Origin of the sequence: Pseudomonas sp. NPDC086278 (assembly GCF_050280905.1) — a bacterium.
Classification (GTDB): Bacteria; Pseudomonadota; Gammaproteobacteria; order Pseudomonadales; family Pseudomonadaceae; genus Aquipseudomonas.
On the sequence record NZ_JBNNWE010000002.1, the window covers coordinates 59,203 to 80,503 of the forward strand.

18 protein-coding genes are annotated in these 21,301 nt (G+C 60.5%); 12 read left to right on the top strand and 6 right to left on the bottom strand.

Annotated features, from left to right (window positions below):
- The first annotated feature begins 50 nt into the window (after positions 1 to 50).
- Positions 51 to 1,511 (top strand): RAD55 family ATPase, encoded by a 1,461-nt coding sequence (locus ACQKP4_RS01095; protein WP_427629591.1) that lies wholly within the window; start codon positions 51 to 53, stop codon positions 1,509 to 1,511.
- 10 nt (positions 1,512 to 1,521) lie between these two features.
- Complete coding sequence (locus ACQKP4_RS01100) at positions 1,522 to 2,577, top strand: sensor histidine kinase (RefSeq protein WP_427629592.1); 1,056 nt, start codon at positions 1,522 to 1,524, stop codon at positions 2,575 to 2,577.
- A gap of 53 nt (positions 2,578 to 2,630) precedes the next feature.
- Here ACQKP4_RS01100 and ACQKP4_RS01105 read toward each other — a convergent pair whose 3' ends face one another.
- Positions 2,631 to 3,230, bottom strand: a complete 600-nt coding sequence (locus tag ACQKP4_RS01105) for an MliC family protein (RefSeq protein ID WP_427629594.1) — start codon at positions 3,228 to 3,230, stop codon at positions 2,631 to 2,633.
- A gap of 393 nt (positions 3,231 to 3,623) precedes the next feature.
- Between ACQKP4_RS01105 and ACQKP4_RS01110 the strand changes: the two genes are divergently transcribed.
- A complete protein-coding gene (locus ACQKP4_RS01110) occupies positions 3,624 to 4,751 on the top strand; it encodes a diguanylate cyclase (RefSeq protein WP_427629596.1) in 1,128 nt (375 codons plus the stop codon).
- 12 nt (positions 4,752 to 4,763) lie between these two features.
- Here the strand turns inward: ACQKP4_RS01110 and ACQKP4_RS01115 are convergent, their stop codons facing one another.
- Complete coding sequence (locus tag ACQKP4_RS01115; protein ID WP_427629598.1) at positions 4,764 to 5,249, bottom strand: hypothetical protein; 486 nt, start codon at positions 5,247 to 5,249, stop codon at positions 4,764 to 4,766.
- Between the two features lie 188 nt (positions 5,250 to 5,437).
- Here ACQKP4_RS01115 and ACQKP4_RS01120 point away from each other — a divergent pair, with 188 nt between their 5' ends.
- The 5 genes from ACQKP4_RS01120 to ACQKP4_RS01140 all read left to right on the top strand — a co-directional run bounded on the left by ACQKP4_RS01120 (position 5,438) and on the right by ACQKP4_RS01140 (position 11,669).
- Positions 5,438 to 6,448, top strand: coding sequence for a patatin-like phospholipase family protein (locus ACQKP4_RS01120; RefSeq protein WP_427629600.1), 1,011 nt, complete (start codon positions 5,438 to 5,440; stop codon positions 6,446 to 6,448).
- A 19-nt stretch (positions 6,449 to 6,467) separates the two neighbouring features.
- The gene (locus ACQKP4_RS01125; RefSeq protein ID WP_427629601.1) at positions 6,468 to 7,238 is read left to right on the top strand and encodes a hypothetical protein; all 771 of its coding nucleotides are present in this window, start codon (positions 6,468 to 6,470) and stop codon (positions 7,236 to 7,238) included.
- 298 nt (positions 7,239 to 7,536) lie between these two features.
- Positions 7,537 to 8,289 carry a hypothetical protein gene (locus ACQKP4_RS01130; protein ID WP_427629603.1) on the top strand — a complete coding sequence of 251 codons (753 nt, stop codon included), beginning with the start codon at positions 7,537 to 7,539 and terminating at the stop codon, positions 8,287 to 8,289.
- A 27-nt stretch (positions 8,290 to 8,316) separates the two neighbouring features.
- Complete coding sequence (locus ACQKP4_RS01135; RefSeq protein WP_427629605.1) at positions 8,317 to 10,239, top strand: hypothetical protein; 1,923 nt, start codon at positions 8,317 to 8,319, stop codon at positions 10,237 to 10,239.
- A gap of 5 nt (positions 10,240 to 10,244) precedes the next feature.
- Positions 10,245 to 11,669, top strand: a complete 1,425-nt coding sequence (locus tag ACQKP4_RS01140; RefSeq protein ID WP_427629607.1) for an MBL fold metallo-hydrolase — start codon at positions 10,245 to 10,247, stop codon at positions 11,667 to 11,669.
- A gap of 27 nt (positions 11,670 to 11,696) precedes the next feature.
- On the opposite strand, the gene ACQKP4_RS01145 is transcribed toward ACQKP4_RS01140, so the two are convergent.
- Entirely contained in the window at positions 11,697 to 12,803 is a 1,107-nt protein-coding gene (locus ACQKP4_RS01145) for a Gfo/Idh/MocA family protein (protein ID WP_427629609.1), read from the bottom strand.
- 227 nt (positions 12,804 to 13,030) lie between these two features.
- Between ACQKP4_RS01145 and ACQKP4_RS01150 the strand changes: the two genes are divergently transcribed.
- The gene (locus ACQKP4_RS01150; RefSeq protein ID WP_427629611.1) at positions 13,031 to 14,251 is read left to right on the top strand and encodes an MFS transporter; all 1,221 of its coding nucleotides are present in this window, start codon (positions 13,031 to 13,033) and stop codon (positions 14,249 to 14,251) included.
- Position 14,252: 1 nt separating this feature from the next.
- Here the strand turns inward: ACQKP4_RS01150 and ACQKP4_RS01155 are convergent, their stop codons facing one another.
- Entirely contained in the window at positions 14,253 to 15,140 is an 888-nt protein-coding gene (locus tag ACQKP4_RS01155) for a LysR family transcriptional regulator (protein ID WP_427629768.1), read from the bottom strand.
- Between the two features lie 224 nt (positions 15,141 to 15,364).
- Entirely contained in the window at positions 15,365 to 16,471 is a 1,107-nt protein-coding gene (locus tag ACQKP4_RS01160; protein ID WP_427629613.1) for an alkene reductase, read from the bottom strand.
- Positions 16,472 to 16,657: 186 nt separating this feature from the next.
- Between ACQKP4_RS01160 and ACQKP4_RS01165 the strand changes: the two genes are divergently transcribed.
- From ACQKP4_RS01165 to ACQKP4_RS01175, 3 genes are all read left to right on the top strand, one after another.
- Positions 16,658 to 17,167 (top strand): sigma-70 family RNA polymerase sigma factor, encoded by a 510-nt coding sequence (locus ACQKP4_RS01165; RefSeq protein WP_427629615.1) that lies wholly within the window; start codon positions 16,658 to 16,660, stop codon positions 17,165 to 17,167.
- Between the two features lie 3 nt (positions 17,168 to 17,170).
- Positions 17,171 to 18,124, top strand: coding sequence for a FecR domain-containing protein (locus ACQKP4_RS01170; protein ID WP_427629617.1), 954 nt, complete (start codon positions 17,171 to 17,173; stop codon positions 18,122 to 18,124).
- Between the two features lie 117 nt (positions 18,125 to 18,241).
- Complete coding sequence (locus ACQKP4_RS01175; RefSeq protein WP_427629619.1) at positions 18,242 to 20,719, top strand: TonB-dependent siderophore receptor; 2,478 nt, start codon at positions 18,242 to 18,244, stop codon at positions 20,717 to 20,719.
- Positions 20,720 to 20,776: 57 nt separating this feature from the next.
- Here the strand turns inward: ACQKP4_RS01175 and ACQKP4_RS01180 are convergent, their stop codons facing one another.
- Positions 20,777 to 21,217, bottom strand: a complete 441-nt coding sequence (locus ACQKP4_RS01180) for a hotdog fold domain-containing protein (RefSeq protein ID WP_427629621.1) — start codon at positions 21,215 to 21,217, stop codon at positions 20,777 to 20,779.
- Positions 21,218 to 21,301 lie beyond the last annotated feature (84 nt).

Consider the following 21,301-nt stretch of genomic DNA (forward strand, 5'->3'; position numbering starts at 1 on the left):
GGCGTGTGGGAACCTTCTTTGAGCGACACCCCTTCGCAGGAAAATTCGCCATGAGCACCAAAGTGACTATCAACCGCCTGGCCACCGGCGTGCCAGGACTGGACGAGGTGCTGGGCGGAGGTTTGCCGGAGTTTTCGTTCAACATGATCGCCGGCCCTCCTGGCTGCGGTAAAACCACGCTGGCCCACCAGATGATGTTTGCCCTGGCGACACCCGAGCGTCCGGCGCTGTTCTTTACCGTGTTGGGCGAGCCGCCGCTGAAAATGTTGCGCTACCAGCAGCAATTCGATTTTTTCGACAGCGAAGCGATCAATCAGTCGATTCGTTACATCAATCTGGCCGACGACACCCTGGCCGGCGACCTCGACCAAGTGCTGCGCCGCATCGTCAGCGAAGTCGAAACCCACGCACCGGCGCTGGTGTTCGTCGACTCGTTCCGCTCCGTCGTGCTGGCCAGCCAGACTCAAGACAACCCGAACAACAACCTGCCGCAGTTCATCCAGCAGCTGGGCATGTTGATGACCTCCTGGCAGGCGACCACGTTCCTGATCGGCGAATATTTCACCGAGACCGACACCAACCCGATTTTCACCGTGGCCGATGGCCTGATCTGGCTGCGCCAGAGCGTTCAGCGCAATTCCATGGTGCGCAAGATGGAAATCATGAAAATGCGCGGCCAGCCGACGTTGCCCGGCCTGCACACCTTCCGCATTGCCACGTCGGGCATCAAAGTCTTCGCCCCGGCGCCACTGATCCGCGTTGAAGCGCCGCTGGAATTCCCGATCAAGCGCCTGAGCATGGGCGTGCCTGAGCTCGACCAGATGCTTGGCGGCGGTCTGCCCCGGGGCTATTCCTTGCTGGTCGCCGGGCCATCGGGTTCGGGCAAAAGCATTCTGGCCGCGACCTTCCTCGCAGAAGGGGTGCGCAATGGCGAAACCGGGGTGATCGCGGTATTCGAGCAACGGCCCAGCCACTCCCAGAACGCCACGCTTGCGCAGCTCATACAGAGCGGGCAGGTCGGTCTGGTGGACAGTCGCGCACCGGACCTGTCCATCGACGAAATCGTGCAGCTGTTGTTGAGCGAGATCGCTCGACTCAAAGCTACCCGCGTGGTGATTGACTCCTTGTCCGGTTTCGAGCTGGCACTGGCGCCGACGTTTCGCGAAGACTTTCGCGAATCACTGTCGCGCATGGTCACCGCGCTCACCAGCATCGGGGGCAGTGTGCTGCTGACCTCGGAACTGGAAGACCGCTACACCGACTTGCGATTCAGCCCTTACGGCACGGCATTTCTCACCGACGCGATCATCGTCCAGCGCTACATCGAAGTGCAAAGCCGTCTGCTGCGGATCATGGCCGTGGTCAAGGTCCGCGCCAGCGCCCACTCCGATGAACTGCGCCAGTACAGCATCGACGATGGCGGCTTGCAGATCGGCGAAATGCTGCCGGACCAGGAAGGGTTGCTTGGCGGACGGCCCACCCGGCGTCTTTCCGATGCAGACCACGGATGAGCAAAACATCATGAATGAGGCCGAAGGCAAGAACGAGCTAGCGATGGCCACGGCCACTCGCGAGCTGTTCCTCCTCGGCCAGAAAACCGTCGAGGCGCGCGCGGTGCTCGCGGCCCTCAACAAAGAACTGAGCGACGTCGATACCCGGCGCGCCGACGGTGAGCAGATAGAGCAACTGATCGAGGCCAACCAACAATTGGTCCTGGCGATTCTTTCGGCGCAGTCGGAAGCCGAAAAACCCCTGCGCTCAGCGGCGGACCAACAGCGTTACCTGGAAATGCGCGAAGCCAACGAACAATTGGTGCTGGCCGTCCTTAGCGCGCAACACTTGCAAGCCTCGGCTGAACACAGCCTGGCGCAGCAACGGAACATCCTCACCCTGGTGGCCCACGAACTGCGTAACCCGTTGACGCCGATCAGCATGATTGCCGGGCGGCTGGTGCGGGTGCCCAGTGAAGAGTTGCCACGCATGCAGGCGTTGATCGAAGGCCAGGTGCAGCACATGTCTCGTCTGGTGGATGACTTGCTGGACGTGTCCCGGGTGAGCACTGGCAAACTGCGCCTCGATTGCCGCATTGTCGATCTGCTGCCGATCATTCAGGAAGCCATCGTCGTGTGCCGGCCACTGATGGTCGCTCAGCACCTGCACTTTACCGCCGAGCTGCCCGAGCGCGCGCTAGCGGTGAACGGCGACCCGGTCAGGCTCACGCAAATCCTCGGCAACCTGCTGGGCAATGCGGCCAAATACACCCCGGCGGGTGGCACGGTCACGCTGTCGGTCACCACCGAGGCCGATCTGTTGCAGATGAGCATTTGCGATACCGGCATCGGTATTTCCGCCAAGGCGTTGCCGTTTATCTTCGAGCCCTTCGTGCAGGATGTGCATGCCGTGGGTTTCAACGGGGGCGGGTTGGGGATCGGTCTGACGGTGGTGCGCGAGCTGGTCGAAGCCCACGGCGGCACGGTGACAGGCACGAGTGCCGGTGATGGCAAGGGCAGCGAATTCCTCGTGACGTTGCCGCTGGCAAGCCATGAGTCATCGGCCCGGATCGGCCATCGCCCATAGGCGTGACAGAGGGCCGGGCGCTGCACCCGGCCGGCGGGAAGGCGTTGCCGCTGTCAGGTCTTTTTCTTGCAGGTCATCTGTTTGGCGCCGTCGCCCCAGGTCACCAATGCTTCGCCCTGATGCTCCCAGAAGCTTTCGTTCTGGCCTTTGTAGTTCACGCCGCTGCCCGATTGCACTGCCACCATGAAGGCCTGCTGGCCTTTGTAGGTGGCGTTGATGGACGATGGGTCGGTCTGGAAGAAGGTCGCGCTGATGCTGCCGTTACTGCCGCAGTCAAAGGTGAACGGGCCTTTCGCGGCGACCAGGCCGTAACCGGCCTGCACCTCGACGATGCGTTGGTTGTAGCTGTCACGGATACAGGCTTGTTGGTCATCGGATTTCCAGCACTCATCGCGACCTTTGATCCAGCCGCGTTGCTCGGCCTTCAAGGTATTGGCGCGATTGCCGGCAGTTTTCTGCGCAGCGCTGTAGGCAGCTGCCAGGGTTTGATCCAGCTTGGCGAGGTCGGGACTTTTGCAGATCAGGCCCTCCACCGAACTGGCCATCTTGTCGCTGCACTTGAACGATGGCCCGTCTTGGGCGATGGCGGTTGCGCTGATCAGCAACGCCGATAAGCCTGCGCCGATCAGCAGGGTGTGGTGATGAAAGCTCATGAACAACTCCTGTGTGAACGAGTGTGCACGCCACTCGACTGTCGACGCAGGATAAATGCATTTGTGCAGAAAGGAAGAGCAGGCGATTAGCGTGGTCAGTGGATGACGGCGCCGGACAGCGTATGCGCGGATGTCCGGGCCTGGCGGTGTGGACGATCAATGAGCCTTGGCCGCTGTTTCGATCAGGTCAGCCAGCGCTTCCGGGTGCGAAAACCATCACCACAGGCGAAGCGCCTTCAGACTGGTTAAAAGGAAGGCGAGGCGATTGTATTCGTGTGCTATTACTTTGAAGACGACGGGTCGCGAACCCGGATGAGAGTTATTCGTTTGTATGCCTAGGTGGCAGGGTGCCACAATCGCTTCTTTTGTCGCAGCATGAGTCAGGCGGATCGAATGGGTGGCCTAGGATTTCGGCACGACCAGCAAGCTTTCATCGCGGCGCAAGTGCGCAGCGATCGCCTGCATCAGCTTTTCCACCAGTCATTTTCTGCGGTGTTCGGCAGCTTCCTGGCCGCGGTCATGCTCTGCGGGTTGTGCTGGGTTCGGTTTGATCACACGGTCATATTTACCTGGGTCGGCCTGCTGACGGCGTCATCGATGCTGCGAATCCTGATGTTCGTCGGCTATTTCCGCAGCCCGAGCAGCGAGCGCACCCCGCAGCGCTGGGAGAAGCAATACTGGGTCACGCTGGCGTTATCCGCCGGCATCTGGGGGGCGGGTGCCCTGGCGGTCATGCCGGCTAACGACTTGTTGGCCCAGGCGCTGGTGATGTTGTTTGCGGTGGGCATGTCGGTCAGCGCGGTGTCGTGCTACTCGGCCTATCGCTTCATGACGCTGGCGTCCATCGGCTTGGTGTTGTTGCCGTGTACGGTGTGGATGCTGTTTCAACCGTCAGCGATGCAGGTCGGCATGGCGCTGGCGGTCATTGTGTTCGCCTCATTCGTGGCCAGCGCGACCCGCAAACTGTCCGAAGCGCTGGAAACGGCCTTCCGGTTAACCCGTGAAATGGAACATGCCAACCGCTTGTCTACCTATGCGGCGCAGACCGATGAACTCACCGGGCTGAAAAACCGCCGCGCATTTTTCGAACGCGCCCAACAGCTTTTCAACGAGTGCAAACACAACCGGCTGCCGCTGTGCGCGGTGATGCTGGACATGGATCACTTCAAACACATCAACGACACCTATGGCCATCAGGTCGGCGACCAAGTGCTGCGGCAAATGGGCGTGGTCATCAATCGATCCTTCCGCGAAACGGATATTTACGGTCGGTTGGGCGGCGAAGAATTCGCGATCCTGCTTCCGGACACGTCCATCGATGTGGCGCTGAACATGGTCGAGCAACTGATTCAGTCAATCGCAGGCTTGATGACCGGGCCGGTTCACCGCATTTCCGCCAGCCTCGGGGTGGCGGCCATGGAGCTGGGCGACGTCGATCTGCAAAGTTTGATGAACAATGCCGACAAAGCGCTTTACCGGGCCAAGGCGCGGGGCCGCAATCAGGTGGCGGTGGCGGAGTAGGGCGTCAGTGTTTCAGTAAAACCGGTCTTCTTCCTTCATTGCATAAATGCGCCCCATCGTCTTGAACGATATCTCCAGCGTCCACAACGCCAACGCCACACTGACCAACAGAATGTAAAACCCTGGGCGGTTGCCGTTCAACTCGCTGGCAATGCTGTTCTGCGCCGGCAGCCAGCCTGAGACAAGCAACGCGATACTGCCGCCGGGTTCATACGCCGTTTTCTGCGCGTAGCGCTGATCAACGTATTGGTCGTCGTGCACCTTGCCGTCGGGATCGGTGTAGCGGTAGTGAATGATTTTGCCGTTGGGGTTCATGCGGATCTCCTCCAGTTGCGTCACCGTGCCGGTGATGTCCACCGGGCTCAACTGGATCGCGGCGTAGCGCAGGCCTTCATGCCGGGACATGCCAGCGAGCATCAGCACGAAGCAGCAGGCGAAGGTCAACAGGATGACGCGGGTGAACAAATGATCTTTTTCGGCTTCGCGCGGATAAAACATCTGACGGTCCTTCGGATGAGAGCAACAAGAATAAGTCGGCGCAGTGGCTGGCAACTTTAGTTCGGCGTTTTCAGCCGACCGGAAAGCGCAATGGCTGTTCCACGCTATGCTGATTCGTTAGTTATTTGATGTGTGCTTCAGATCGGCTCAATGCCGCCTGCGGGTTCCCAATATCAAGGAAGCTAACCATGTCAGTCATCATTAACGGCCAAGTCAAACGCATTGGCCTCGCCATGTCGGGCGGCGGTTTCAGGGCCGCGGCGTTTCACCTCGGTGTCATGCGAGCGCTGCAAACCAGCGGACTTCTCGACAAACTTGACCTGCTGACGTGCGTGAGCGGCGGCAGCATCGCCGGGGCGACGGTGGCATTGAACTGGGGCTCGGCAAATAAACTCGATCTGCTCGATAACTACCTGCGCACCCGTTCGGTTGCGGTGTCATCGTTTATTGCCGGTTCTCTCGATCCCTTCGAGTCTCGACTGGAGAAGTTGGCGGACTCGTACGATAAAGATCTGTTCCTGAAAAAGAAGTTGGCGGCGCTCGCCAACGGCCCTCGGGTCTACCTGAACTCCACCAACCTCTCGACCGGCAATGCGTTCTTTTTCGTTGCCGGAGGTGGCAAGGATAGCGAGATGGGCGACCACGACCTGGGGTTCGTGCCCGCGCCGGATTTCCCTATCTGCCGGGCGGTTGCGGCTTCATCGGCATTTCCGCCGGTTTTCCCTCCGCTAAGACTCGACTCCGATACCTACGGTCCCGCGGCAGGTGTCGAGTACGTGACGCTGACGGATGGCGGTGTCTACGACAACCTGGGCGTCAACCCGTTACTTCGCGACCGCAATGCACTCGATTACGTGATCGTCAGCGACGGCGGCAAACCGTTCGCCAATAACAGCCGGCCCACCGAGTCCGGCGCCATCGTGCTCAAGGCCGGGCTCGACATCATGATGGAGCAAATACGCGGCCTGGAGTTTGATCGCCTTCAGTACCGGTTCCTGGCAGGGAAGGGACCCAAGCCGATGTGGTTTTCGATCGACAGTAAAGTCGGCGAAGCCCGCCAGGGCGACGCGGCGTTTGCCTCTGCCATTGCCACGAACTTGAGCCGATTGTCAGCGGAGGAAATGGACGTGCTGACGCGCCACGGCGCTTCATTGGTCAAGGCCAGGCTCTCGGCCTATGCCCCTGAACTGCTTTCCTGACGTAACGAGGGTCTTTGAAATGACGACGATAACGGTCGACTCGGCCAAAGCGTTTCTGGCAACAGTGCCGCTTGGCAGCCGTGTACAAAATATTGGTTTCGCTGAACCCGAAGCGCCGTTCAAACCTGAAGCCGATAAACAACAAGCCGTGGTGGTGGGTTCGGATGTCGTGTCATTTACGCCCGCGGTGTCGGTGCAGCGGCGGCAAGACGTGCAGGATTGTCTGTTGCTCGCTCAGCTCGCGGCCAACGCCAAGGTGAGTCAACGTTCCGATATCTTCGGTTGGTATGACGTCTATTTCGATACGTTGAGCCAATTGGGCTGGGTCATTGCCAGCAAGCAGTTCGACCTTCAGAAACGCCACGGCAAGGAAGTCGATGTGCATGAAGCGATCATTGCGGTGGCCACCGTGCTGTTGGGCGCGGCGACACCGGCGTTGGCGCTGGTCATTACCACGCTCAAGGCAATGAAGTCGATGAATGACAGTTCGCCGTGGATCACGGTGTTTAAAAGGGAAAGCCACAAGTTACAGGCGCAATCGTTCCAGATTTGCGCCGTCGAGCAAGATGCCCAAGGGCAGACGACGCTGGCGATGATGGCGTTTATCTTGAATATTTCTTCGGTGATCAACCAACTCATCTTCTTCAAGATTCAAACGGATGACGTCATCCTGAAGAACTGCTCGGGCAAAATCACCCTCAATGACGGTGTGCTGGAGGGCATCCGCGAAACCCTGCATAAAAAAGTGCAAGACCGTGCCCTGGGGTTTGTCGGTGCATTGCAGTTGTAAGTCGAGTAATTGGAATAACAGCGGTAGCGCACTGGTATTAAAGATCATCTTCATGTTGTTGCGTAACTTACGACTTGAACTATCTTGAGATCCAAGCGTGCGCGCTATTGTCTGAGAAGTCATAACTGTCTCAACGATGTAACAACTTTCTGCGTATGTTTCAGTGGATTGACAGGCTGTGCTCCAAGGGTTTCCAGGAGGATGCATGCGCAACTTTCTTAAACTTTTTCTACTGTTATCAATGTTGTTTTCCGGGCTTCAAGTGTGCACTACGTCGGTTCAGGCGGATGACGCGACAGTGCCCACTGTATCGCCTGTTGCCGCCGCCCATGCGAACAGTCCCGACAACAGCGACCGTCCGCTTTCGGTGGGTGACTTCAGTACTTCGGCGTCAACGTTGCTCAAACTCTTTGTGCTGGCCGCCCTGTTGGAATCGGCGATGGCGATTGTTTTCAATTGGCGTCCCTTTCTGATGCTGTTCGATGGTCGCGGCATGAAAACACCGTGCATGTTGTTGATGGCGTTGCTGATGGTGTATTGGCTCAACGTGGACGTGGTGCAAACGCTGGCGGCGCAATACAAGTTTCCCGCGATGGACCCACAAGACAAATGGTTTGCCGATCTGTTGACCGCCATGGTGATTGCCGGCGGCAGCGCCGGGGTCAATAAATTGCTGGTAGCGCTGGGGTATCGCACGGTGCTCAAGGTCGACGACATCAAGCCGCGTCCGGCGCCGACAACGGCGTGGATTTCCGTTGCCTGGGTAAAGGACAAAAGTCGGCAGGGCATCGACACGGTGAACGTCGAAATCACCAATGGCAGCGCATTCGCTGTGGTCGGGCTACTGAATCATTCTTCCAGCCGTAACCCCCTGATGCGTTTGTTCGTTCGCGACTTTGGCCGTTTTCCTCACTCCGGCGGCTGGGAAGTGCCGGTCAACGTCCCGTTGAGCATCTGTCTTGTTGCCGCGAACGACCCGACGAAAACCAGTGCCCCGTGGTCGGGCACGCTGAGCCCCGGCGCCATGGTCGATATTGAATTGCGCCTTTGATGGTCATCACTCGCCAAGGGAGTGCCCATGAACAATTACCCACCGCCACCCATGCGCAAACTGCGGGTTTATGCCTTCGACCCGCAGGCCTCCACGCAACTTGAGACGGCGCGCATCAGTCACGCCACGATCCAGATTCCGTGGGAGGAGCGCTGGGAGGCGAAGATGCAACCGGGCCCCGTCAACGAGTACTTCGAAGTCATCGACATCGATCCCACCAGCGCGCAGTTCTATGACCCGGTGGACCTCGATAATCCGCACGTGCTGGCGCAAGACGGACTGACGCCGTCAGAAGGCGATCCACGCTTTCACCAGCAGATGGTGTTCGCGGTAGCGATGAAAACCGTGAAGCTGTTTGAACGTGCGCTGGGCCGCAAAGTGTATTGGTGCCCGCAGTGGGACGAGACCGCCAACACCTATAAGGAAGTCCCCAGGTTGCGCATTTATCCTCATGCGCTGCGCGAGGCCAATGCCTACTACAGCAAAGACAAGAAGGCATTACTGTTCGGTTACTTCAAGGCGTCCAAGACCGATCCTGGCGGCAACCTGCCGGGCAGCTGGGTGTTCACGGCGTTGTCCCACGACATCATCGCCCACGAAACCACCCACGCCATTCTCGATGGCCTGCACCGTCGCTACAGTGAGTCGACCAGTGTCGACAGCCTCGCGTTTCACGAGGCGTTTGCCGACATTGTCGCGCTGCTGATGCACTTCACGTTGCCGGAGGCCGTATCGATGTACGTGGCGGCCAATGGCGGCAATCTCAATCAGCGTTCGTGGCTCAGTGGCCTGGCCCGGCAATTCGGCGAAGCGACGGGCCGGTACGCCGCGTTGCGCGAAGCCATCGATGACAAAGACAGCCAGCAACTGCCCGACCCGACGCTGCTGTCGAAGGTGCGCGAGCCACATGAGCGCGGGGCGATCCTCGTCGCGGCGGTGTTCGACGCCTTTGTGAGTATTTATCAGCAGCGCTCCTCAGACCTTTTACGCCTGGCCGACGGCGGTGCGGGCAAGGGCAATCGACTGCCGCCCGAGCTGGTTCAACGGCTGACCCGTGAAGCGATCAAATCGGCAGATCACGTGTTGCGCATGTGCATCCGCGCGCTGGATTATTTGCCGCCGGTGGATGTGCGATTCGGCGAGTTTCTGCGCGGCATTATCACCGCGGACACCGATTTGATCGCGGACGATCCGATGCACTATCGGCTGGCGATGATTCAGGCATTCCGTCGTCGCGGGATCCTGCCCGACAGTTGCCTGTCGTTGGCGCCGGACAGTCTGCTGTGGGAATCGGCGGTCAACCTCGTTGCCACTGATCTGCTGGACGCGCCCATAGGCACGCAAGCGCTGGACATCACGCCGCAATATCAGCGGCACAAGGGCTTTCTCCAGTCAGAAAGCAATCGCAAGATTGTCTGGGACTGGGTCATGAAGGTCTGCGGGTCGAATCCCCAATGGGCACAGGCGCTGGGTGTTGTTTACAGCACCCAGCGTGGTGACGATTACATCGCCGGCAGCCTGTTCCCCAGATACGACGGGGTTGTGCCAAAAATCGAGGTGCACTCGGTACGCACCTGCCGTCGCGCCGGCCCTGATGGGCAGGATTTACGTCAGTTGGTGATTGAAGTCACGCAACGACGCCGGGGGTTTTTAGACCGCGACAAGCAGCGCGACCTGGATGGGCTGGATATGCCCAAATCAAAATCAAAAGCCAAATCCGGGCCCGACGCATCGCTGGCCAGTGATTTCGTGTTCCGGGGCGGTGCAACGTTGATCATCGACCTGCGAGACGGGAAGGTGCGTTATGTCATCCGTAAACGCATCAATGATGCGGATCGACTTGAGCATCAGCGTCAATTCCTTGATACCGGCACCGATAGCCTCGCGTTGAGCTACCGCGACGCCGCCATCGGCGATAATCCGTTTGCCATGACGCACCGTGGAGTCTGAACACCATGACCACGCCAGCCACAACCGGTACGGTATCGGTGCGCATGTATCGCGGGATTCTCGGCGACTGTTTCTTACTGCGTCACACACTCGCAAACTCAGGGGTCAAGCACATCCTGATTGACTGCGGGGTGTTGCAAGGTGTGGCAGGCGCCAAGCAGTTGATGAGTAACATTGTCAGCGACCTGCTCGACACCACCGGTGGCACGCTCGACCTGCTGATCGTCACCCACGAACATCACGATCACCTGTCCGGTTTTCTCTATGAACAGGAGGCTTTCAAGACTCACTTCGACATCCGCGAGTTCTGGCTGGCGTGGACGGAAAACCCCTCCGATCCGCAGGCCGTGGCGTTGCATCAGCGCTTCGACAAGGCCAAGTCCGCGCTCAAAGCGGTGGCGGGCAATCCGGCCCTGGTCGCACTGGATAAAAAGGATGTTTACCTCTCAACCGTTTTGAGCCTCAGTGCGTTCATGGGCGTCGCCGGGGGCGAACATCCGACCGGTGCCAGTACGTTGCAGATGCTTAAGGACAAGGCCACACCGGCGCGAACCCGCTACCTTGAACCGGGCGATGTGGCCACTGCGCAACAAATTGCGGGCCTCAAAGCGTACGTGATGGGCCCGCCGAGGAATGAAGCCAAGTTACGCAAGGACACACCCTCCAAAGGCGCGGCCAAAGAGGTGTACCTGACCAACCTGGAGGACGCTCACGCCATTGAGCTTCAAGTTGGCCATCTCAGCGGCGCTAAGGTTTTGCCGGTGGACCTGCCGTTTGCACTGCCCCATCAGCGAACACTGGACGCGGTAAAACAGCTACCGCCGGATAAGCGCACCAACACCCAAACGCTGTATTTCGACCCCGACGCCGAGAAACGGAAAATCGATGACGAATGGTATTCATCGGCCGAAACCCTGGCGCTGAAGATGGACTCTGACACCAACAACACCAGCCTGGTGCTGGCGTTCGAACTGCCCGATGGGCAGGTCTTGCTGTTTCCCGGTGATGCGCAGGTCGGCAACTGGCTGTCATGGGCTGACCAGACGTACCCGCGTTCGCCAGTGACGGCGGGCGAACGTGCGTGGACCGTTGACGAGATCCTTGCGCGCGTCACGCTGTACAAGGTCGGCCATCATTGCAGCCATAACGCGACGCTGCGCCAGTTGGGGCTGGAAAAAATGACCGACGACCGATTGGTCGCAATGATTCCCGTGGTGGCAGCGGTCGCACAAGGCAACGACTGGAACATGCCGTATCCCGATCTCTATCAAGCCTTGAAAGACAGAACCCATGACCGTGTCTTGATCGGCGACAGCGATATTGCCGCTGAAACCGCCACGTTCATGCGAACACCGACCGCGGCGAATAATCGAGCGGTGTTGGCCTATCACCCCACGGGCTTGTGGGTGGAGGTCAAGATTACGTTTTAGGCAGGTCCACTCCGGTACATCGCTGATTTATCTGACGGGTTGGGCCAGGGTTATTGGTGCGCCTGACTGAGCCGCGTCCAGCAATTGATGCAAACGCACCGCATCGGCAAACGTCGCCGCGCCGTGACTGCCATCGATCACATCCTGCGCGTACACGTAATACAGCTCTGCCAGTTCCAGCACCGCTGACGGCAATGACGAGGCGGGCAGCCGCTGATAATGCTGAGGCAGCGGCAATGGCTGCAGCGCCAGGTTGTCGCCGTGCGCGCCCTCGAGCACATAGTCGTCGCCGACATCGCCAAACGCCGAGCGGTTGCTGATTTTCAGGTCGCCCTGATCGCCGGTGATGTCGATCTGCACGCCGGAGCCGTTACGTTTGCCGCCCTCAATGTGGATCGAAATCACGCCGCCGTCTTCAAGCAAACCGCTGAGTACCAGTTGGTCGGGCGCGTTGCTGTCCAGCACTTCGCCGGTTTCCTTGATGGTCACCTGCGGGAACTGATTGACCATCAATCCAGACACGCTGACCGGCCAGCCAGTGGCGGTGAAGAGCATGTCGAGGAAGTGCCCGGCATAGATAGCGATGACGCTGGAGAAATTTTCTGCCGGGGCGGTCCAGCGCAAGGCATTGGGGCGCAGGGCCTGGAAGTAATTCATGCTGACGTGCATCCGCACCGAGCGCACCTTACCGACGTAGCCTTGTTGCAGCAGGTCTTGCAGGTAGCGGTTGTGCGGCGCGTGGCGGCGTTGCAGGCCAACGATGTGGCGCACGCCGGCCTCTTTTGCCAGGTGCAGCAGGTGCCGGGAAGCCGCGGTGGTGGTGGTCAGCGGCCATTCGCAGTAGACGTCTTTGCCGGCGGCGATGGCGGCGCGCACGGTTTTTTCGTGTTGCGGTGCGGTATTGAGCACCACCACCAGATCAACCTCAGGGTTGTTCACCAGCGCATCGACCGAGTCGGCGACCTGGGTGATTGCATATTCGTCGGCCGCCGCTTCGGCGCGGTCGCGGTGTTCGCTGTAGACCGCTTGCAAATGATAGTTCGGCAACAGATTCAGCACCCGCAGGTGGCCGTGGCGGGCCCAGTTGCCGACGCCGATGATGCCGACGCGAATCGGGGAGTGTTGGGTGGTCATGGCAGCGTCCTCGCACAGTGATGGTTGACGAGGTGAAGTCTACGGAGCGCGCCCTCACGGAAAAACCGGCCACAGGGCCGAACACTTCGGACACGAAAGGCGCTAATGCGCAGGCCAGAGCGGTTTGATTGTGGAGTGATTGATCCGCAGTGATCGGAACCGCAGCCTGTTTTTCCCCGCAGGCAAGCTACCTAGCATGGCTCCACTCATTACTGTGGAGCTTTCCCATGAACGATTTGCATGCATTACCGGCCGCCACTGCGCTTGTGCGCGAGGCGTCTTCTTCGTGGCGCGACTGGCTGTCGGTGTACTCCGTGGCCCTCGGCGCCTTTGCGTTTGTGACCACTGAATATCTGCCGGTCGGCGTCCTGCCGCAGATTGCCAACAGCTTGAACATTACCGATGGCGTGGCGGGGTTGATGGTCACGGTGCCGGGGATTGTCGCGGCCGTGTCGGCGCCGGCGATCATGCTCGGCGCGGGGCGGATGAACCGGCGGCACCTGTTGCTGTTGCTGACGCTGTTACTGGTGGCTTCGAACCTGGTCTCGGCGGCGGCGCCGTCCTTGGCGATCATGTTGTTGGGGCGCGGGCTGTTGGGTGTTGCCCTGGGTGGTTTCTGGGCGGTGGCGATTGCCGCTGCCGGGCGTCTGGTCAGTGAATCGAAAGCGGCAAAAGCCACGGCACTGATCTTCGCCGGCATTACCTTGGCCACAGTGTTTGGCGTGCCGTTCGGGACGTTTGTCAGCACCTTGTTTTCATGGCGAATGTCGTTTGCGGTGACGGCGGGGCTGGCGTTGTTGGCGCTCGCGGCGCAGGCACTGACCTTGCCGTCGCTGCCCTCCAGCGAAGGTTTGAAGGTCCGCGCGCTGTTGGCATTTCTGTCACGCCGCAATGCGCGTCGCAGCATGCTGTTGCTGGGGTCGGTGGTAGCGGCGCATTTCACCGCTTATACCTACATTGCGCCGTTCCTGGGGCATGACGCCGGCTTCTCGCCGAGTGCCATCACCGCGATTCTGTTGGGCTTCGGTCTGGTCGGCATGCTGGCGAACTTCGCCATGGCCGGGACCATCGCCACGCATCTGCGCGCGTCGTTGGGCGCGGTGGTGCTGCTGATGGTGATCGCGCAATTGGCGTTGCCGCAATTACAGGGGGTGGGCGTGACCCTGGCGGTGTTGGTGTGGGGCGCGGCGTACGGCGCCATTCCGCTGGGTGTCAGCAGCTGGATGCAACTGACCTCACCGCAATTGCCCGAGGCGAGTTCGGCAATGTTGGTCACCACATTCCAGGTGGCAATCGCGTCGGGTTCGTTGTTCGGCGGCTTGATGGTCGATCACGCTGGCGTGCCGTCGGCGCTGGCATTGGGCGCTGCTATCGGTGTGTTCGGGTTGGCGGTGATGCTCAGTTTCGGCCTCGGCAAAGCGCCGATTGCCGAGGCCCTGCAACGCTGATTCAAGGCTTCAAGATGTTGTCTTTGAAAAAGTCGATTAACACTCGCAACCTCGGTGCCGTCTGCTTCGACGCAGGCCAGAGCATCCACAGGTTGCCGGTGTGGTCGGTGTAATCCTCCAGCACCACCTTCAGCCTGCCGTCGGCCAACGGCTGACGGATTGAAAAATCCGGCAGGCAGGCAATCCCCACTCCATCGATCGCCAGGTACGTCAGCGGGTCCATCGTGGTGCAGGTCAATGCACGCGCCAGGTTCGGCTCGATGTGCGTGTCGTCCACGCGCAGCGGCCAGCGCTCGATCATGCCGGTGGCCGGAAACTTGTGCAGCAGGCACACGTGCCGGATCAATTCGTCCGGGTGTGTCGGGTTGCCATTGCGCTCCAGGTACGCCGGCGACGCCACCAACTGCAATTGATAGCCACCGAGCTTGCGCGCCATCAGCCGCGAATCCTGCGGCGCTCCCGTGCGGATCACCGCATCGAACCCTTCCTCGATCACGTCGACCATGCGGTCGGACATGTCCACGTCCAGCTCGATGTCCGGGTAGGCGCGCATGAACCCGGCCAGCACCGGCATGATCAACACGTTCTGGATCGGCACGCTGATGCGCACCTTGCCGCGTGGCGTGGCGGACAACTCCAGCAGCTCCATTTCCGCCGCTTCCACTTCACTGAGGATGCGTTTGCAGCGGTCCAGGAACAGCTCGCCTTCGGTGGTCAGGGTGACGCTGCGGGTGCTGCGATGGAACAGACGCACGCCGAGGCGTTCTTCCATGCGCGCCACGCTTTTGCCGACGGCGGAAGAGGAGATTTCCAACAGACGCCCGGCTTCGGTGAAGCTGCGGGTCTCGGCCACCTGAATGAAGGCCGTGATACCGCTGAGGCTGTCCATCATGGGAGGTGTGCTCGATGCTGGGGGAGGGTTAACGCAGAGTAGAGGCGGGCGGGGGATTTGCAAAGGGGCGAGTCCGAAACCGGGGTGCCGCCATTCGCGAGCAAGCCCGCTCCCACAGCGGCTCGTCGACGAATACACACTGTGTGTTCGCTGAAGATCGACTGTGGGAGCGGGCTTGCTCGCGAAGGCGGCGGATGACTCAACGCAGAAGCTGGATCAGATCAAGCGCTCTGTTGGTAGAACGGATAATCCGTAAACCCGACCTCCGTACCGCCGTAAAACGTGTCGCGGTCGTAAGCATTCAGCGGCAGGTTATGGCGAATGCGCTCCGGCAGATCCGGGTTGGCGATAAAGTCGCGACCAAACGCCACCAGGTCGGCATCGCCCGCTTGCAGAATCTGCTCCGCCGAGGCCGCACTGAAACCACCCGCCGCGATGATCAAACCGGCGTAATGCTTGCGGATCAACTGCGCCGCCAGCGGATTCTGGTCTTTGCTTTCATCGATCGAATTGCCCAACACACGCGGCTCGATCAGGTGCAGATACGCCAGGTTCAACGCTGCCAGTTGTTCAGCGACGTAGACGAACAGCGCTTCCGGGTTGCTGTCCTTCATGCCGCCGAAACTGCCGCTCGGCCCAAGGCGAACCGCCACGCGTTCGCTGCCCCACACTGAAATCACGGCGCGGGTGATGTCCATCAAAAACCGCGCACGCTTGGCGATGGTGCCGCCGTAAGCGTCGGTGCGGCGGTTGCTGCCGTCCTGCAGGAATTGGTCGATCAGGTAACCGTTGGCGCCGTGAATTTCCACGCCGTCGAAACCGGCTTCAAGGCCACGTTGTGCCGCGCTGCGGAAATCGTCGACCAGCGCCGCCACTTCGGTTTCGCTCAAGGCGCGGTGCACAGTGCTCGGCACCCAGCCGCTGGCGGTGTAGGCAACGCCGTCGTACTCGACAGCGGACGGTGCAACAGGCTGTGCGCCGCCGGGTTGCATGTCACTGTGGGACTGGCGACCGGCGTGGAACAGTTGCAGGAAAATCCGCCCGCCCTTGGCGTGCACCGCCTCGGTAATGGTTTTCCAGCCCGGGATCTGTGCGTCGTTGTACAGGCCCGGCGAACCGAGGTAGCCGTTGCCGGTAGTCGAGACCACGGTCGCTTCGGAAATGATCAAGCCGCCATCGGTGGCCCGTTGCGAGTAGTACTCGGCCATCAGCGCGCCGGGCAGGTCGCCGGGCTCTGAACGCATGCGGGTCAACGGCGCCATGACGACGCGATGAGACAAGGTGTGTGGGCCGATGTTGATCGGGGAAAGCAGGGTTGGGTGATTCATGGTGACCTCCAGTAAGTGTCTGGAAGCCACAGTAGGCCAGTCGCTCGCGGAGAAAAACGGGGCGGCGATCCGCTCTCTCCGGACGGTTTTGTCCGTAATCGATGCAGCACTGGCCTTGCCAACCCGTAGTGCCTTCGAAGAAAATGAGAGTCATTATCAAATAACTCTCCACCTTGGGCCGTCTTCATGTCCTCCGCCGATCTCTCGCTGCAACACGCCGTGCACACGCTTTACGAGGACCATCACCGCTGGTTGTGCGGGTGGCTGCGGCAGCGACTGGGCTGCATCGACCACGCGGCGGACCTGGCGCAGGACACCTTCATTCGCGTCCTGACCCAGCGCAAGGCACCGGAGTTGCGCGAGCCGCGCGCCTACCTGAGCACCGTCGCGCGCAGCTTGATGATCGACATGTTCCGCCGTCGCGCGGTGGAACAGGCCTATCTGGACACGCTGGCGCTGATCCCTGAGCCGGTGGCGTTTTCGCCGGAAACCCGCACGCTGATTATCGAAACCCTGATGGAAATCGACCGCATGCTTGACGGTTTGGGTGGCCGCACCCGCGAGATTTTCCTGATGGCGCAACTCGATGGTCTGAGCTATGTGGAAATCGGCCGCCGGTTGAACGTCTCGGTGAACACGGTGAAGAAGCACGCAGTCCGCGCTCTGACGCATTGCTTGCTGCTGGTCGAGGACTGAGGGGTGGCGCAACCGCAATCGCTGGATCACGCAACGCTTGAGGCCGCCGCGCGCTGGTATGTCGACTTGCGCGGCGAGGTGCCGGACGAGGCCACTCGCGAGGCGCACCGGCGCTGGCTGGAGCGCGATCCGCGCCACGTGCAAGCCTGGGAAAGACTCGCGCGCCTGCAAGACAAACTTGGACAAGTCAGCCCCGGCATCGCCCGCCCGACCTTGGCCAACGCTCGGGCGAAACGGCGCGACGTGCTCAAGGTCTTGTCGATTCTGCTGGCGGCGGGCGGGGCGGGCACCCTGGCGTGGAACACCACGCCATTGCCGACGCTGCTGGCGGATCAGCGCACCGGCACTGGCGAACGGCGTCGCCTGCGCCTCGATGACGGCAGCCAACTGCAACTCAACACCGCCACCGCCGTGGACATCCGCTACACCGGGCAACTGCGCGAAGTGCGGTTGCTGGCGGGGGAAATCATGATCGAAACGGCCCGCGATCAACTGGCGCGGCCCTTCATCGTGCACACCGGCGAGGGCAGCATTCGTGCGTTGGGCACGCGGTTTATCGTGCGCAGCGAAGCGGGGCGCACGCAGGTCAGCGTGCAGGCGCATGCGGTTGAAGTGCGTTGCGCGGCGCTGCCGGTGTCAGTGGTGCGCGTCGACGCCGGTCAGCAGTTGAGTTTCGGTAGCGACAGCTTTGAGTCGGTGTTGGGCGCCAACCCGCTGGCCGATGCCTGGACCCGCGACATGCTGGTGGTCAATGACTGGCGCCTGGCCGATTTCATCACGGAATTGCAGCGCTACCGTCCCGGTCACCTGGGCTGCGACCCATCGATTGCCGCGCTGCGCCTCTCCGGCGCGTTTCACCTCGGCAGCACCGACACCATTCTGGACAACCTGACCGCGACTTTGCCGGTGCGCATCCGGCGTTTCAGTCGGTATTGGGCCAGCGTGGAACCGGTGTAAATACGCGTCCGAAAAAATCTTTCGAGAGGGGTTGTTGATTCCGATTCTCGTTCGACTTTACAGGTAGAGGCGCAACGAGACGCCGCCATTGACTGCCGCCGGGCGAAAGGAAACCGCATGACCCCTCGCAATCCCCCACACCGTACATCTTCTGTCAAACCGCTGAACCGCGCCGTCCACGCCGCCCTGCTCGGCATGGCGCTGGTCGCTCCATTGGGGATGGCGGCCATCGCAACGCCTGCGTGGGCACAGACTAATGTCGAAACCGAGTTCAACATCGCTGCCGGTTCGCTGGGGCTGGCGTTGACTCAATTTGCCGCTACGGCCGGCGTCACGGTGTCGTTTGACCCGGCCCATGCGGGCGGTCAGACCTCCACCGGGTTGCACGGCCGGTACACGGTGGACGCCGGTTTGCGCCAGCTGCTTGCCGGCAGCAAATTGCAGGCAGTGCGTCACGACAATGGCAGCTATTCGCTGTTGCCCGTGGTGGAATCGGGTTCGGCGCTGCAACTGGGCGCGACCAGCATTTCCGGTGAGGCCATCGAGTCCGCTTACGGGCCGGTCGACGGTTTTGTAGCGACGCGCAGCGCTACCGGCACCAAGACCGACACACCGATCCTCGAAATCCCGCAGGCCATCAACGTGGTGACTGCCGATCAGGTCGAAGTCCAGGGCGCTCGCAACCTGACCCAAGCCCTGCGCTACACGCCAGGGTTGAACACGGGCGGCTTCACCGATCGCAACTCGATTGCCGACGAAATCACCAGCCGTGGTTTCGCCCCGACGCCGCTGTACCTCGACGGTGCTTACATTCCGTATGCCGGCAGCCTGGGCGGGGCACCGCAAATCGACCCGTACACCCTGGAACGCATCGAAGTGCTCAAAGGGCCGTCGTCGGTGTTGTACGGGCAGAACCAGCCGGGTGGCCTGATCAACATGGTCTCCAAGCGTCCGACCACCGAGCAGCGCAGCCAGGTGAAACTGGGCGCGGGCAGCTACAACCGGGTCAACGGCGGGTTCGACACCAGCGGCCCGATTGACGAGCAGAAAGCATTCACTTATCGCGTGGTCGGTGTGGCGAACAAGGGCAACGACCAGGTCGAGCACACCCACAGCGAACGCAAGCTTTTGGCACCGAGCCTGACCTGGGCGCCCACTGAAGAAACGTCGCTGACGCTGCTGGCGCAGGTCCAGCACGATGACGGCGCGGTCGATTACCAGTCGCTGCCAAGGATCGGCTCGCTGAATCGCGGCCCCACCGGACAGAAAATCGACCGCGACTTTTTCTCCGGCGACTCGGATTTCAACGACTACAAACGTGACCAGTACATTGCCGGCTACGACTTCAGCCAGAGCCTCACCGATGACCTGAAATACCGTTCCACCGCGCGCTACACCGACGTGCGCGACCAGTACAAAGGCTTCTACCTGCGCAGTTTCGTTACCGATGCCGACGGCGTCACCGATTACACCCACGCCAACCGCACCAAACTCGACTGGCGCCAGCACAACATCGCCTACACCGTCGATAACAACCTGCAATACACATTCAACACCGGCGCGCTGGAGCACACCACGCTGGCGGGCGTCGACTATCGTCACTTCAGCCGCAAATACGATGGTCTCAATGCGAACAACGTGCTGCCGGTCGACCTCTACGGCAAGAACAACTACGACACCAGCAGCGTGATGCCGGTGCTCGACACGCAGTGGGACAACACCTTGCGCCAGACCGGCGTCTACGTGCAGGACCAGATCAAACTGGACCAGTGGATTCTCACCATCGGCGGGCGTCAGGACTGGGCGGAAATCGACAACAAGGACATCCTCGCCGGTACAAAAGCCTCGCAACGCGACAACAAATTCACCGGCCGCGTGGGCCTGACCTACGTCACCGAGTTCGGCCTGGCGCCGTATATCAGCTACTCCGAATCGTTCCTGCCGACCATCGGCACCGCCGCGCCGGAGCGGGGCGGCAAGGCGTTCGAGCCGACCGAGGGCGAACAGTACGAAGTGGGCGTGAAGTACCAGCCGTATGAGAAAACGCTGATCACCGCGTCGGTCTACCAGATCAAACAGAAAAACGTGCTGACCGGTGACGATGACTATCCGCAGTACCAGACTCAGGCGGGCGAAGTGCGCTCGCGCGGCGTCGAACTGGAGGTTAAATCCAGCATCGACAATGTCGACGTGCTGGCGGCGGCCACTTATATCGACTCGTTCTACACCAAAAGCACCTACGGCGATCAAGGCAATCGCAACGAAGCCCAGGCTCCGGTTTCCGCCTCGTTGTGGGCGGACTATCACTTCACCCAGGCGGCGCTCAATGGCCTGACCTTCGGTGCCGGCGCTCGCTACACCGGGCGCAAGCCGGGTGATTCGTCCAACTCGTTCGACGTGCCGTCCTACGTGGTTTACGACACCACCCTCAGCTATGACATGGGCAAACTCGACCCGAGTTTGCGCGGACTGCAAACCCGCCTGAACGTGCAAAACGTGTTTGATCGCGAGTACGTCTCCGATTGCAACTACTCGTTCGGTTGCTATTACGGTCAGGAGCGGGTTGCAGCGGTTGAAATGACCTACGACTGGTAAGCCGATTGATGTGGCAACGGGTGCAGCCTGCGCCCGTTGCCACATGTACGCGGCTGTTCAGGCGAGCTTCACATTCATGGTGATCCGCGCCGTGAACACCTTTTTGCCGTCGGCGTCATGAATGTCCACCGGCACGATCTTGTCGCCTTCTGTCAGCCAATCCACTGCGTCACCATCCGCCACCGCCGTTACATCGCTCTTGGCTTTGGCCAGGTATTCGACGGTCATGCCTTTTGGAATCCAGCGAGCACCGGCGGGGATCGACACGTCGGTCATCATCCCGGCTGCCAGTTCGGCGGCGTTGCACATCGCAATCGCGTGAACGGTGCCCAGGTGGTTGGTGATTTCCTTGGCGAACGGCACCTGCACGGTCGAATGGCCTTTGCGCAAGTGCGTCACCAGCGGGTTGATGGTGGTGAAGTAGGGCGCCATCTGGCAGGCCATTTTGCTGAAAGCTTGCGGGCCTGCGCTGTTGAACATGCCGAGAACCTGACTCATGTTGAAGCCTCACTGATGATTGTGTTTGCAGAATTATGTTCCGTAACAGAACAATGTTCTGTGGCAGAACAGTATTCTGTCGAA

Bases quoted from the DNA above. Each gene is read 5' to 3' on its own strand.
- ACQKP4_RS01095 (WP_427629591.1), top strand. From the start codon at position 51: ATGAGCACCAAAGTGACTATCAACCGCCTGGCCACCGGCGTGCCAGGA.
- ACQKP4_RS01100 (WP_427629592.1), top strand. From the start codon at position 1,522: ATGAATGAGGCCGAAGGCAAGAACGAGCTAGCGATGGCCACGGCCACT.
- ACQKP4_RS01105 (WP_427629594.1), bottom strand. From the start codon at position 3,230: ATGAGCTTTCATCACCACACCCTGCTGATCGGCGCAGGCTTATCGGCG.
- ACQKP4_RS01110 (WP_427629596.1), top strand. From the start codon at position 3,624: ATGGGTGGCCTAGGATTTCGGCACGACCAGCAAGCTTTCATCGCGGCG.
- ACQKP4_RS01115 (WP_427629598.1), bottom strand. From the start codon at position 5,249: ATGTTTTATCCGCGCGAAGCCGAAAAAGATCATTTGTTCACCCGCGTC.
- ACQKP4_RS01120 (WP_427629600.1), top strand. From the start codon at position 5,438: ATGTCAGTCATCATTAACGGCCAAGTCAAACGCATTGGCCTCGCCATG.
- ACQKP4_RS01125 (WP_427629601.1), top strand. From the start codon at position 6,468: ATGACGACGATAACGGTCGACTCGGCCAAAGCGTTTCTGGCAACAGTG.
- ACQKP4_RS01135 (WP_427629605.1), top strand. From the start codon at position 8,317: ATGAACAATTACCCACCGCCACCCATGCGCAAACTGCGGGTTTATGCC.
- ACQKP4_RS01140 (WP_427629607.1), top strand. From the start codon at position 10,245: ATGACCACGCCAGCCACAACCGGTACGGTATCGGTGCGCATGTATCGC.
- ACQKP4_RS01145 (WP_427629609.1), bottom strand. From the start codon at position 12,803: ATGACCACCCAACACTCCCCGATTCGCGTCGGCATCATCGGCGTCGGC.
- ACQKP4_RS01150 (WP_427629611.1), top strand. From the start codon at position 13,031: ATGAACGATTTGCATGCATTACCGGCCGCCACTGCGCTTGTGCGCGAG.
- ACQKP4_RS01155 (WP_427629768.1), bottom strand. From the start codon at position 15,140: ATGGACAGCCTCAGCGGTATCACGGCCTTCATTCAGGTGGCCGAGACC.
- ACQKP4_RS01160 (WP_427629613.1), bottom strand. From the start codon at position 16,471: ATGAATCACCCAACCCTGCTTTCCCCGATCAACATCGGCCCACACACC.
- ACQKP4_RS01165 (WP_427629615.1), top strand. From the start codon at position 16,658: ATGTCCTCCGCCGATCTCTCGCTGCAACACGCCGTGCACACGCTTTAC.
- ACQKP4_RS01175 (WP_427629619.1), top strand. From the start codon at position 18,242: ATGACCCCTCGCAATCCCCCACACCGTACATCTTCTGTCAAACCGCTG.
- ACQKP4_RS01180 (WP_427629621.1), bottom strand. From the start codon at position 21,217: ATGAGTCAGGTTCTCGGCATGTTCAACAGCGCAGGCCCGCAAGCTTTC.